Here is a 13,085-nt window from a genome sequence, read left to right as displayed (position 1 = left end):
GCCCCGGTCCCGCGCGCCTATTTCACGGCGCCCGCCATGACGCCGGAGACGAACTGCCGCTGGAAGGCGAAGAAGACGGCCAGCGGGACCACCATCGACACGAAGGCGCCCGGCGCCAGGATGTCGATGTTGTTGCCGAACTGCCTGACCTGCTGCTGCAGTGCGACGGTGATGGGCTGCGAGTCGGCGTTGGAGAAGATCAGCGCCACCAGCATGTCGTTCCACACCCACAGGAACTGGAAGATGCCGAGCGAGGCGATCGCGGGACCGCCCAGCGGCATGATCACCCGTGCGAACAGCCGCAGCTCGCCCGCCCCGTCCAGCCGCGCGGCCTCCAGCAGCTCCCGCGGGATCTCCGCGAAGAAGTTGCGCAGCAGGAAGATCGCGAACGGCAGGCCGAAGCCGGTGTGGAACAGGACGACGCCGATGATGTCGCCGAAGATCCCGATGTCCCCGAACAGCTGCGCCACCGGGACCAGCGCGATCTGCACCGGCACCACCAGCAGCCCCACGACGAGCAGGAACAGCCAGTCCCTGCCCGGGAACCCCATCCAGGCGAAGGCGTAGCCCGCCAGGGACCCGATGACCACCACCAGCAGCGTCGCCGGGACCGTGATCAGCGCGGTGTTCAGCAGCGAGGAGGTGACGGCGTCGTTGCCCAGCAGCTCGCGGTAGTTGGCGGCGGTCAGCTGCGAGGGCGCGGTGAACACCTTCCACCAGCCCGAGGCGGCGATGTCGACGGGGCCGCGGAACGAGGAGATCAGCAGCCCCACGGTCGGCATCAGCCAGAACAGCGCGACCAGCACGAGGAACACGCGCAGCACGCCGCCGCCGGCCCGTTCCGCCAGGCGCGCGGCGAGCGGGCTCCTGGCGGCCCGGGCGGCGGTCTCCGGGCGGGAGGGCCGAGCGGGTCCTGCCGGCTCCGGTGGCTCCGCTGTGCCTGCGACGGTGGTCATCGGCGGGCCTCCCTGCGCAGACGGCGGATGTTGAACACCATGACCGGGACGACCAGGAGCAGCAGGATGACGCCGATCGCGCTGCCGACGCCCTGGTCGTTGCCGCCCCCGAAGGACGACAGGAACAGTTGCAGCGCCAGGACGTCGGCGTCGTCCTGCGAGGTGCTGGGCGCGATGATGTACACCAGGTCGAAGATCTTCATCACGTTGATCATCAGCGTGACGACGACCACCACCAGCACCGGCGCCAGCAGCGGCACGGTGATCCGGCGGAACACCTGCCACTCGTTGGCGCCGTCGATCCGCGCCGCCTCCATCAGCTCCCGCGGTACCCCGGCGAGCCCCGCGGCGATCAGCACCATCGCGAAGCCCGCCCACATCCACAGGTAGGCGCCGATGATGGCGGGCGTCACCAACGCAGGCCCCAGCCAGTCGATCCCGTTGTACGGCTGCGCGAAGTTCGAGGCAGGCAGCCGCAGTCGGGCGCCGTCCGCCGAGGCGGGGAGCGCGAAGGTGCCGTCGGCGCCGGAGGTCGCGGAGGCCACCACCCTGCCGTCCTTGACGGCCTCCACGGTCACGCCCCTCAGCGCCTTCTCCCCGGTGTCGACGGTCCCCGCGGCGCCGCCGCCGCCCGGCGTGAAGTCCAGCCACACCGTTCCGGTCACCCCCGGGCCGGGGGCCGCCTGCCGGGCGTCGCCCGTGCCCGCCGGGAGTTTCGCCGCCGGGATGCCGATCAGCGGCAGCACGACCGCCGTGCCGCCCCGCGCCGCCTGCCGCGTGGTGTACGAACCGCCGCCCGAGGCCGCGAGGTCCCCGCCGGGCCGGGGCCTGGCACCGGGGTAGGCGGAGGAGCCGGCGAAGGTGTCGTGGACGCCGACGACGACCGCGTTCGCCGCGCCGCGCGCCGGGTCCTGCTCGTACACCAGCCGGAAGATGATCCCCGCCGCCAGCATCGAGATCGCCATCGGCATGAAGACGACCAGCTTGAACGCGGTGCCCCAGCTGACCCGTTCGGTCAGCACCGCGAAGACCAGGCCGAGCGCCGTGGCCAGGACCGGCGCCACGACCACCCAGACCGCGGTGTTGCGCAGCGCGGTCAGGGTGCTGTCGTCACTGAAGACCGAGCCGTAGTTCGCCAGCCCGACGAAGCCCGAACCCGCTTTGTCGAAGAGGCTGCGCCGGACGGTGTACCCGATCGGGTAGACCACCAGCGCGCCCAGCAGCACCAGCGCGGGCAGCAGGAAGACCGCCGCCACCCAGCGCCGCGTGCCCGCCACGCCCTTGCGCCGCACCGGGGGAGCGCCGCCCGGCGCGGCCGGGCCCCGAGCGGTCGCCGCCGTCGCCATCGCGGCCGCCTCAGCCCGCGTACGCCTTGGCGGCGTCCGCTTCCAGCTTCGCCTGCGCCCCCGCCACGTCGGAGGGGTTCTTCAGGAAGTCCTGGAGGTCCTTCCACTCGCCCTTGCCCGCGGTGCCGCCGAAGGCCGCCGGGGCCTGGTCGGACATGTCGAAGCGGAAGTCGTCGCCCGCCGCGACCAGGCCCTGGGCGATGGAACGCGAGACCTCGTCCGGGTAGACCGACAGGTCCAGGGACTTGTTCGGCGACACGAAGCCGCCGGAGGACGCCCACACCCCGGCCGCGTCCGTGGAGGCGAGGAAGGTCACCAGCGCCTGCGCCCCCTTGGAGTCCTTCAGCACGACGCCGACGTCACCGCCGCTGACCACGGGCGCTTTGCCGGAGCCGACCGCCGGGAAGGGGAAGACCTTGGCGTCCTCGCCGACCTTCGCCTTGGTGTTGTCGCCGATGAACGCGCCGACGAAGTCGCCCTCGTAGACCATCGCGGCCTTCGGCGGGTTGCCGGTGAAGGTCTGCGTCACCGACGTGGGGAAGTCGGTGTGCAGGGCGCCGCTCTGGCCGCCGGCGATCAGGTCCTTCTTGCCGAAGAGGTCGCCGAGGGTGGTGAGGGCCTCCTTGACCGAGGGATCGGTCCACTTGATCTTGTGGGCGGCGAGCTGGTCGTACTTCTCCGGCCCGGCCTGGGAGAGGTAGATGTTCTCGAACCAGTCGGTGAGGGTCCAGCCGTCACCGCCGCCCACCGATACCGGCGGCGTGCCCGACTCGAAGACCGTCTCCGCGGTCTTGAGGAAGTCGTCCCAGGTGGTGGGGGGTTGCGAGATGCCGGCGTTCTCGAAGGCCGTGGTGTTGTACCAGACCAGCGACTTGTTGGCGGCCTTGGCGTAGACGCCGTACTGCGTGCCCTCGTACGCGCCGAGATCCTTCCAGCCCTGCGTGAAGTTCTTGTCCAGCTGTGCCTGCGCCTCCGGGCCGAGCGGCTTCAGCCAGCCCTTCTGCGCGAACTGCCGCAACACGCCGACCTGCGGCAGGAACGCCACGTCCGGCGGCTGCCCGCCCTCGATCTTGGTGCCGAGGAACGTGGAGACGTTGTCACCGGTCGGCACGAACTTCACTTCGGCGCCGGTGCGCTTGCCGAACTCGTCGAGGACCTTCTGGAAGTGCTTCTGCTCGGGGCCGGTCCACACCGCCGCGACCTCGAGGCTCTGCCCCTTGAGGTCCGGTAGTGCCACTCCGCCGCTGCCGCCGCTGCCGCCGCCCGAACCGCTCGGCGAGGCACCGCCGTTGCCGCCCTCGTCGCTCTTGCCGCCGCCGCAACCGGCCGCCGTCAGTGCCAGGGCGGCCGCCGCCACGGCGGCGACGACGGCCCTGCGCGTACCTCGCGTGCGCCTGCTGGATGTCCGCATCTGCCTGCCCATCCCCTCAGCGCGGACCCGCGCCGCGGTGGCAGCCGCCGGATGGCATGGGCAGCTGCGCCGGGCGTACCGTCCCGCGTCATCCGCTGTTCCGCGTTCAGTGTTACGCCCGCTCGGATGACCGCCGCAATACCGCCCATGCACGCGGCGGTTGGATCGTGACCGTCATGTGACCGGCGAGCCGGTCGTACGCGCGAGGGAGCCGTCGGGACGGCGGACGTAGAGGGTGAGGGTTTTCGCGGATCCGGTGAGCGCGGCGCCGGTGCGGCTGGTGGTGCCCACCGGGACGGGCACCCAGTCGGCGCCGGCGCCCACGGCGGCGGCCAGCCGGCTGTCGCCGGACGGTGCCACGACGTACAGCCGCCCCCCGGAGACGGCGGCCTCCGGGCGGCCGGTCGCCTCCAGGCCCGTGACGGCTTCCGACGGGCGCCAGGCGCCGTTGACGTACGGCAGGCGCAGCACCGCCCCGTCCGCCTTGCGCACGACGAAGGCGTCCAGGGTGCCGGGCGCGCGCGAGACCAGGCCCGGCGCGGAGGTGATGCGGCCGGCGGTGGGCACCAGTGCCCAGGCGTTCCAGCGGCCGTCGACCCAGGAGGAGGTGACCAGGTCGCCGCTGGAGCGGGCGACCAGGTCGATCCGGCCGGGGGCGGAGGACGCGGCGGCCGGGGTGGTGTCGAAGGTGGCGGGCTGGTCGACCTGGTACCAGCCGCCCCACGCACCGTCGGTCAGGGTGCGCCGGTACACCTTGTGGTCGGTGCCGAGCGCGAACACGTCGATCTGCCCGGCGCGCGAGGAGACCGCGGAGGGGTCGTCGGCGACGCTTATCCCGGTGAGCCGGTGCCAGCCGCCGTCCACCAGGTACCACAGGTTCCGGTCGGTGCCCCGGGTGAAGACATACGTCGCCCCGGCGCCCGTGACCGCCCGCGGGCGGCCGGTGGTCTCGACGCCGGCCACCGGGAGCGGCGGCAGCGCCGTCAGCCCCGTCCAGCGCAGCGACGCCTCCCCGGTCGCGTCGGCGGCGTCCTCGGCGGCGCCGGCGGAACTGACGGCGCCCTGCGGGGAGGCCGCGGCGCCGGTGGGCGCGGTGGGGGTCGGCGCGTGCGGCGTGGAGTCGCCCGGCTCCCGGTCCTCCCGGCTGGTGGACCCGCCGTCGTCGGAGCCGGAGGCGGCGATGGCCCAGCCGCCGAGCCCGGCGGCCACCAGGGCGGCCGCCGCGGCCGCCCCGAGCTTGGCCCGGCGGCGCTGCGGCGATTCCGTGACGGCGCGGTGCCGGTGGCGGGCCCGGGAGCGCGGGTCGTCGCCCGCGGCACGGCCCGCGGCGAGCTCCTCGGCGGTCGGCAGCTTGATGCTGGTGTGCGTGTCCCGGGTGGAGTCCGGCGCGGCGCCCCGGACCAGCGGGACCGCGCCGCGCCGGCGGCCGGCCGGCGGGTCGTACGGCTCCCCGGCGCCCGCCGGTTCCGCGCCGAAGCCGCCGGCGTCCTCGTGGTGGTGGTCGCCGGGCGCGTCCACCTCCAGCGGCGGCAGTCCGGCCAGATCCGGCAGCAACTCCCGCAGCCGCGCGCCCACTTCGGCTGCCGTCAGCCGCGAGGCGGGCGCCTTGGCCAGGCACTGGGAGAGCAACTGCCACAGCTCGTCCGGGAGATCGGGCAGCGGCGCCACCGACTCCGTGACATGGCGGCGCAGTACCGCGCCGGGGTGGCCGCCGCCGAACGGCGTGAAGCCGGCCAGCAGTTCGTACAGGACGGTGGCGAGCGCGTAGATGTCCACGGAGGCCCGCGGCGGCAGGCCCTCGATGATCTCCGGGGCCAGGTAGTCCGGGGTGCCGATGATGCGGGTGGCCCGCGTGCGGCGCGGCGAGTCCACCAGCCGGGCGATGCCGAAGTCGGTGAGCAGCGCCGGGGGCGCCCCGCCCGGTCCGGGCGGCGCGGCGGAGTCCAGCAGGACGTTCTCCGGCTTCACGTCGCGGTGGACGACGCCCGCCGCGTGCGCGGCGGCCAGGCCGTCGGCGACGTCGGCGGTGACGGAGACGGCGGCCTCCGGGGCGAGCCTGCGCTCCCGCTCCAGGCGGGAGCGCAGGTCGGTGCCGCGCACCAGGTCCATGACCAGTGCCAGGTCGGAGCCGTCGACCACCAGGTCGCGGATGCCGACGATGTGCGGGTGGTGCAGTGCGAGCAGGGCGGTGCGCTCCTGGACGAAGCGGCCGACGAGGTCCTGGTCGGAGGCGAGGTCCTCGCGCAGCAGCTTGATGGCGACCGGGCCCTCGGGGCCCTCGCCCAGCCACACCGTGCCGGCGGATCCGCGCCCCAGCACCTGGTGCGCGGTGTACCGGCTGCCGATCTTGCGTCCCAAGGCTGCTCCGACTCCTCCGACGTGCCGTCGTGTTGGCGACAAAACTACGCGGATGCGAGCCGGTTGGGGGAACCAGTCGGGGGTGAGTGCGGCTTCTGCGGAAGAAATCACCCTCCAGAAGTCGACAAATCACCAGCATGGGCAATCTCAGGTGGTGAACGTGAACCAGTTGAGGTTGACGAAGTCGGCGGGCTGACCGCTGGCGAAGGTCAGATAGACGTCGTGCGTCCCGGTGATCGCCGAGGTGTTGGCCGGGACCGTCGTCCAGTTCTGCCAGCCCCCGGTGCCGCCGACCGCGAAGCTGCCGACGGGAGTCGCGGTGGGGCTGTCCAGCCGCACCTCGACCAGCCCGCTCACCCCGGCCGCGGCCCCGGAGGCGACCCGGGCCTTGAACTGGTGGGCGGCAGTGGAGCCGAAGGCGACCGCGTTGTAGCGCAGCCAGTCGCCGCCCGCGATCCAGCCGACGTCCTGGCCGCCCCCGGTGTCGGTCGTGGTCTCGGTGGCGGTGCCGGACTGGGCGGCGTACGACTCGGCCTGGATGGTGCCGTAGGCGCCCGTGCCTCCGCCTCCGCCGCCGCCCCCGCCGCTGCCGGCGGAGTTCCAGACGGCCACGTAGTCGACCAGCATCGGCACGCCCGAGGCGGTCGCACCGGTCGGAGTGCCGCTGCCCGCCACGCCGTTGGGGAAGGCGCCGCCCATCGCCACGTTCAGCAGCAGGAAGTGGCCGTGGTGGGTGGCGTTGGCCCAGGTCGTCGCGTCCATCTGCGAGGCGTTGACGGAGTGGTACTGCACGCCGTCCACGTACCAGCGCAGCGTCTCGGGGCTGACGCTGCGGTCCCACTCGAAGGTGTAGGTGTGGAACGCGCCCTGGCAGGCGCTGCCCGGGCACACGTGGGTGGCGCCCAGGCCGTTGGTCTCGTTGCAGGGACCGCCGGGGTTGCCGCCGCAGTGCAGCGTGCCCCAGACCTGGTTGATCCCGTTGACATTCTCCATGATGTCGAACTCGCCGATGCCGGGCCAGTTCTGGTAGTTGCCGCGGTAGTCGGCGCCGAGCGTCCAGAACGCGGGCCAGTAGCCGGCCGCCGCGGCGCCGGTCACGTTCGGCATCTGGATGCGCGCCTCGATGCGGGCCCGACCACCCGCGGCGGCCTGGAAGTCGGTGCGGCGGGTCTCGATCCGGGCGGAGGTCCAGCGGCCGGAGCCGTCGCGGACCGGGGTGATGCGCAGGTTGCCGTTGCCGTCCTGCTGGAGGTTGGTGCCGCTGGCGGTGTACGTCTGCACCTCGCCGGTGCCCCAGTTGGCGGGGCCGCCGGGGTAGGAGGTGCCGGTGTCGGTGATCCAGTCCGTGCTGGAGGGGGCCGACCCGGCGCCGCCGGTGAAGTCGTCGCTCCAGGTCAGGGACCATCCGGTGCCGGGCGGGGGGACGCTGGCCGAGGCCGGGCCGGGGAGGGCCGCGGCGAGCGCGAGCAGTGCGGCCGCGCCGGCCCGGACGAACAATTTGGACGCGCGCATGACAAGTCCTCCTGTGGGGAGAGGCGGGGGAGCGCGTGAAGGGGGGTTGCCCGGGCAGTTCACTGTCCGCCCGGGCTGACGAAGCGTCAAGACGTGGCGCTTGAAAACGCTCTCAGAAATGCTCCGCCGTCATCCTCTGAACGCGCGGGCGCGACAGGGTGCCGCGCCCGGGCCCCTACGGGGCGGAGGGCGTGCCGCCGGTGGAGTCGCCCAGCGACGTGATCCCGTTCCAGATGTCGCTCGCCCACGTGGAGACGGTGTCCCACAGCCCCTTGCCGGTGTCGAACCAGCCCTGCAACGGCCCGAAGTACCAGGCCAGCAGGAAGACGGCGACCAGGACGACGATCACCGTGAAGCAGCCCTTGAGGCAGCCCAGGCCCGGGATGCGCATCGGGTTGGCGCTGCCCCGGCGTGGTTCGCGGGCCGGGGGCGGCTCGGGCGCGGACGCCCGCTGCGGCTCGTACCGCCGGGGCTGCGGCTGCTCGTAGCGCGGCGGTACCGGCTGCTGGTGCTGCGGCCGGGGCGCGTACTGCTGCGGCTGGGGCTGCGGCGGGGCGTACTGCTGCGGCTGCGGCTGGCGGTGCTGCGGCGGACGCGGGGGCTGCTGCTGGTGATGGGGCGGCGGCTGCTGTGGCGCGTACCCCTGGCCGCCGGGCTGCTGCTGGTAGGACTGCGGGGGCTGCTGCGGGCCCTGCTGGCGGCGCGGGCGGCGGCGCAGCGGGTCCTGCTCCGGGTCCAGGTACTGGATCTCGGTCTGCTCGGCGCGTGCCCGGGCCCGGTTGAGCTGCGACTCCCACGGGTGCGGGCCCTGCGGCGGCTCGTTCGGCGGGCCGCCCGGCACCGGGGGCATCACCCGCGTGCCGTCGCCGCCGGCCGCGGGGTGCGAACCCCCGGGGATGACCTGGGTCCGGTCGGCGCCGCCCTCGGGTCCCGCGGAGGAGGGCAGCACACTGGTGGCGGCCGTCGGGTCGTACCCGCCCAGCGGCGAGCGGTTCGGCAGCACCTGGGTGGGGTCGGCGGTGCCCGGCGGGACGAGCGGGGTGTCCGGGACCGTCGCGGGCGCCGGGTCGGGCGCGAGCAGCGCGGCCACGCCGATGGCGGCCTCGGCCTGCGCGGGGGAGGCGTGGACGCCGATGCCGGCGGCCACCACGCGCAGGGCACGGGCCAGGTTCTCGGCACTGGGGCGCTCGGCGGGCTCCTTGCGCAGGCAGCGCTCGATGACCGTCCACAGCGGCTCGGGGACGGTCGTGGGGCGGCGCGGCTCCGCGCTCAGGTGCCGTTGCAGCACTTCGAGGGCGCTCTCGCCGTGGAAGGGCGGGCGGCCGGTGACGAGCTCGTACAGCAGGATGCCGGCGCCGTAGATGTCCACCGCGGAGGTCTGCGGCCGGCCCTGGGCGGATTCCGGCGCTATGTAGGCGGGGGTCCCCACGAATTCGTGGGTCCGGGTGAGGCCGGGCGAGTCGGCCAGCCGCGCGATGCCGAAGTCGGTCAGCATCGGGTGCATCTGGGGGCTGCCGTCGGGGCCGGTGACGGTGGCGAGCAGTACGTTGGCGGGCTTCAGGTCGCGGTGCACGACGCCGTCGGCGTGGCTGGCGGCGAGCGCGTCGGCGACGGCGGCCGTCAGCAGGGCGCCGCCCACGGGGGAGAAGGGGCCGTTCTCGCGCAGGTGCCGGTACAGGTCAGGGCCGTCGATGAGGTCCATCACCAGGGCCAGCAGGTCGCCCTCGACGACCAGGTCGCGCACCCGGACGATGTGCGGGTGGCGCAGCCGCAGCAGCACCGAGCGCTCCCGCAGGAAGCGCATGACGACATCGGGGTCGCTCGCGAGCTCTTCCTTGAGCACCTTGATCGCGACGGTCTCGCCGGTGTCCCGCACCTGGGAGCGCCACACGGTGCCCGTGGCACCGCGTCCCAGCGGCTCCACCAGTTCGTATTTGCTGCCTACCGGCCGCACGTCTCGCACTCCCTGGATCTTGGCCTGGTCCGTGGCCTGTGTGCGCCCACTGTAGTGCCGCGACATGGGAGCGGAGCTCGTTCACGCACGCGGCGGGCGTGGGATTAGGACGCGGACTACGGTCGTTTGGTTGCTTTTTTCGCCCAATGCTGATCATTCAAGATCGTGAAGGTGGGCACCGGCGGCAGGCTGTCAGTGGCGAGTGGGAGGATGCCCTCGCGGATCGCGGATCGCTGAGCAACGGGAGCCGGTCGGTTCGCTCTTGTACGTGTCGATGTGCCCGGGCACGGCGGGCGGGGCAAGGCCCCTTCCCGCCGGCGGACCGGGCAGAAGGGACCGTGGACGGAGATGCAGATCCGGCTGACCGTTCTCGGGCCGCGCGGCGGCCGAGGGGCGCGCTCCTCCGACGTGCTCGTCACCGCGCCCGCGGGCACTCTCCTGGGAGCCGTGGCGGGTGCCCTGACCTCGGGCACGGGCAGCTCCGGGCAGCCCGCGCGCTCCACTGCGTCGCTGGGGTCCCTGGGGTCCCTGCGGTCTTTGCCACCGCTGTACGCGGGCGCCGAACGGCTGGACCCGGCCACCGCCGTGCTCGGCGTGCCGCCCCTGCTCGACGGCGCCGTGCTCTCCCTGCACGCGCCCGCCGACGGCCACCACGAGGAACGCCCCTCCGCCGCCGCCCGGCTGCACGTCATAGGCGGTCCCGACGCCGGCGGGGTCCATCTGCTGCAGGGCGGCCGGATCCGGGTCGGGCGGTCCGCCGACGCGGACGTCCCGCTGGACGACCCCGACGTCTCCCGGCTGCACTGCGCCATCACCGTGGACGCCGCGGGCCGGGTCACCGTCCACGACCTCGGCTCCACCAACGGCACCACGCTCGACGGCCGGCCCGTCGGGCCCCGCGGCGTCCCGTTCGACCCCGGGGCGCTGCTGCGCATCGGCGAGTCCCTCCTCCAGCTGGAACCCACCCCGCCCGGGTCCACGGTCCCGCCCCCGCCGGCGTCCATTCCCGCCGTCCCCGACGCCGAGGGCCATCTGCACGTCACCCTCCCGCCCGCCTCCTGGCCCGACGGCGACGCCGTGGCCACCTGGCGCCCCGCCCGGCCGGCGGGCCCCGCGGACCACTCCGACGGGCCCGGCGCCACCGCGGGCGAGGCCCCGGCCGACACCGGGCCGGCGGAAGCTCCCGGCGCCCCGGGGACGGCGGCCCCCGAGGCGCCGCCGGCACCCGCCGGCGGGGCGGGCGGCCGCCGCGACACCCCGCAGCGCGGACTGTCCGAGCAGGCGCGGGCGGTCGTGCCCGCACAGGGCCGCCGGTCCGCCGGGCGTGCTGCCGAGGCCGGCAGCCGGATGGCCGGTGCCATAGGAAGCTGGGCGAGGCGCCTGGCCACGGGGCGCGACCTTCCCGACGGCACGGGACCGGACGGAAGCGCGGGCCCGGGCCACGCCGTCACCGACGCGGCCGGGCTGCGCGAGCGCTGGCCGGACCCCGCGGCGGTGCTGCTGACCGCCCTCGGGCCGGGCCCGCGGCTGTGGGAGCGTGCCCCCGGTCACCCGGACACCCTGACGGTCCGCCTGGGCACCGCCGACCTGCCCGCCGAGGACGGTTACCGCACCCTGCCCGCCGTTCCCTTCACCATCGACCTGCGCGACCCGCACACCCAGGTGCTCGGCCTCGCCGGCCCCCGCCCCCGGCTCACCGGGCTCGCCCGGGCCGTGATCGCCCAGCTGTGCGCCCTGCACCCGCCCGGCGCGCTGGAGGTCGCCCTCCTGGCCGCCGACCGCTCCCGCCCCGCCGAACAGCGCGCCGAGGAATGGGCCTGGCTGCACTGGCTGCCGCATCTGCGGCCCGCCCGCGGCCAGGACTGCCGCCTGCTCACCGCGACCGACCGCGAGCAGGCCGAGGCGCGCGTCGCGGAGCTGGTCCGGCGCATCGAGGAGGGCCCGCTCGGGACCGGCTGGGCGACGGCGACCCCCGAGGCGGTCGCCGAGGCCGCCGCCGACCGCGAGGGACCGCACACCCTGCTCGTGGTGGACGGCGACCCCGGCTCGGCCTATCTGGGCGAGGCCGTCGACCGCATCGCCGCCACCGGCCCGTCCGTCGGCGTCCACGTGCTGTGCCTGGCCGAGAACCAGGAACGGCTGGCCGCCCAGTGCGGCGCCGTCGCCGTCCTGGAGGGCGACGTGGCCACCACCTTGCGCATCGAGCCGCACGGACCGGAGCGGATGACGGTCGAGGCGGTCTCCACCGCCTGGGCCGAGCGCTTCGCCCGGGCCCTGGCACCGCTGCGCGAGGGCGATGCCGCCGCGCCCCGCGTCACCCGCTCCGCGCTGCCGCGCACCGCCCGCCTCCTGGACGAGCTGGACCTCGCCCTCGCCACCCCGGCCAAGATCGCCGCCCGCTGGGCCGCGCCCGCGCCCTCCGGCGGAGCCGCCGCTGCGGTCCTCGGCGCCGGCCCCGGCGGCCGCGTCCTGGTGGACCTGGTGGCCGAGGGCCCCCACCTGCTGGTCGGCGGCGCGCCCGGCTCGGGCAAGACCGAACTGCTGCGCTCCGTCGCCGCCGCCCTGGCCGCCGCGGAGCGCCCGGACCGGCTGGCCCTGGTCCTGGTCGACGGCGCGGGCACCGAGCGCGGCGAGGGCCTGCGCGTCTGCACCGACCTGCCGCACGTGTCCACGTACCTGTGCGCGTCCGACCCGGTGCGGATGCGCGAGTTCGCGCAGGCCCTCGCCGCGGAGCTGAAGCGGCGCGAGGAGCTGCTGGACGGGCTGGACTTCCGGCAGTGGCACGACCGCCACCGCGTGCCCGTGGTGCCGCGCCAGGCGGAACCCGGCCGCACGCCCGGCGCCGCGGGGGAGACGCAGCCCCAGGGCGCGGTCCGGGTCCAGACGCGCACGGCGGAGCCGCTGCCCCGCCTCGTCGTCGTGGTCGACGACTTCGACGCCCTTGTCGCGCCCGCCCTGGGCAGCCCCGGCCGGCCCGCCGCCGGTTCCGTCGTCCGGGCGCTGGAGAGCGTGGCCCGTGACGGCGAGCGCCTCGGAGTGCACCTGGTGGCCGCCACCGGCCGTCCGGAGCGCACGGCCGGGACCGAGGCGGACGACGCCGCCCGGCTGCGCATCGCGCTGCGCACGGAGGAGCCGGAGTCCGCGGCCCTGCTGGTGGCCGTCGAGGAACCGGCGGCCCTGGAGGACACGCTGCCCGGCCGCGGTTATCTGCGCCGCCCCGACGGGGCCGTGACCGCCTTCCAGGCCGGCCGGGTCAGCGGACGCATCCCGCGGACGGCGACCCTGCGGCCCACCGTCGTTCCCCTGGAGTGGGACCGCATGGGCGACCCGCCGACCCGCCGCCCGGTCCGCGAGCTCGGCAACGGCCCCACCGACCTGGCCCTTCTGGCCAGCGCGTTGCAGCGGGCGGCGGAGTCCGCCGCCGCGGATCCCGCGCCGCCGCTGCTCTGATCCGAAGCGCCGGCACCGCGTCCGCGCCCCACCGTGCCCGCCGGGTGCGGGAACGGGGTGCGGACGCGGGTCCGCCGATGCTCCGCCGCCCACCCGGT

6 protein-coding genes and 1 pseudogene are annotated in these 13,085 nt (G+C 75.0%); 1 reads left to right on the top strand and 6 read right to left on the bottom strand.

Annotated features, from left to right (window positions below; all coding sequences use genetic code 11):
* Positions 1-17 precede the first annotated feature (17 nt).
* The 6 genes and pseudogenes from ACIP9H_RS05355 to ACIP9H_RS05330 form a co-directional block, all read right to left on the bottom strand.
* A complete protein-coding gene (locus ACIP9H_RS05355; RefSeq protein WP_401957594.1) occupies positions 18-956 on the bottom strand; it encodes a carbohydrate ABC transporter permease in 939 nt (312 codons plus the stop codon).
* On the bottom strand, positions 953-2,302 hold the full coding sequence (locus tag ACIP9H_RS05350; protein ID WP_401957592.1) for a carbohydrate ABC transporter permease: 1,350 nt from the start codon (positions 2,300-2,302) through the stop codon (positions 953-955). Before ACIP9H_RS05350 ends, ACIP9H_RS05355 begins: the two co-directional genes overlap by 4 nt.
* Positions 2,303-2,312: 10 nt before the next feature.
* The gene (locus ACIP9H_RS05345) at positions 2,313-3,713 is read right to left on the bottom strand and encodes an ABC transporter substrate-binding protein (protein WP_401597011.1); all 1,401 of its coding nucleotides are present in this window, start codon (positions 3,711-3,713) and stop codon (positions 2,313-2,315) included.
* A 1,095-nt stretch (positions 3,714-4,808) separates the two neighbouring features.
* Positions 4,809-6,071: pseudogene (locus ACIP9H_RS05340) on the bottom strand (serine/threonine-protein kinase); the annotation flags it as partial.
* A gap of 147 nt (positions 6,072-6,218) precedes the next feature.
* The gene (locus tag ACIP9H_RS05335; RefSeq protein WP_401957589.1) at positions 6,219-7,583 is read right to left on the bottom strand and encodes a glycoside hydrolase family 16 protein; all 1,365 of its coding nucleotides are present in this window, start codon (positions 7,581-7,583) and stop codon (positions 6,219-6,221) included.
* Positions 7,584-7,758: 175 nt separating this feature from the next.
* Positions 7,759-9,537 (bottom strand): protein kinase, encoded by a 1,779-nt coding sequence (locus ACIP9H_RS05330; protein WP_401597016.1) that lies wholly within the window; start codon positions 9,535-9,537, stop codon positions 7,759-7,761.
* A 348-nt stretch (positions 9,538-9,885) separates the two neighbouring features.
* On the opposite strand from ACIP9H_RS05330, the gene ACIP9H_RS05325 reads away from it, so the two are divergent.
* On the top strand, positions 9,886-12,987 hold the full coding sequence (locus ACIP9H_RS05325; protein WP_401957587.1) for an FtsK/SpoIIIE domain-containing protein: 3,102 nt from the start codon (positions 9,886-9,888) through the stop codon (positions 12,985-12,987).
* Positions 12,988-13,085 lie beyond the last annotated feature (98 nt).

The sequence above is a fragment of the Streptomyces sp. NPDC088732 genome (genome assembly GCF_044751205.1).
Classification (GTDB): Bacteria; Actinomycetota; Actinomycetes; order Streptomycetales; family Streptomycetaceae; genus Actinacidiphila.
This window is presented reverse-complemented; position numbering and strand designations above follow the sequence as displayed.

Bases quoted from the DNA above. Each gene is read 5' to 3' on its own strand.
- ACIP9H_RS05345 (WP_401597011.1), bottom strand. From the start codon at position 3,713: ATGCGGACATCCAGCAGGCGCACGCGAGGTACGCGCAGGGCCGTCGTC.
- ACIP9H_RS05355 (WP_401957594.1), bottom strand. From the start codon at position 956: ATGACCACCGTCGCAGGCACAGCGGAGCCACCGGAGCCGGCAGGACCC.
- ACIP9H_RS05325 (WP_401957587.1), top strand. From the start codon at position 9,886: ATGCAGATCCGGCTGACCGTTCTCGGGCCGCGCGGCGGCCGAGGGGCG.
- ACIP9H_RS05350 (WP_401957592.1), bottom strand. From the start codon at position 2,302: ATGGCGACGGCGGCGACCGCTCGGGGCCCGGCCGCGCCGGGCGGCGCT.
- ACIP9H_RS05335 (WP_401957589.1), bottom strand. From the start codon at position 7,583: ATGCGCGCGTCCAAATTGTTCGTCCGGGCCGGCGCGGCCGCACTGCTC.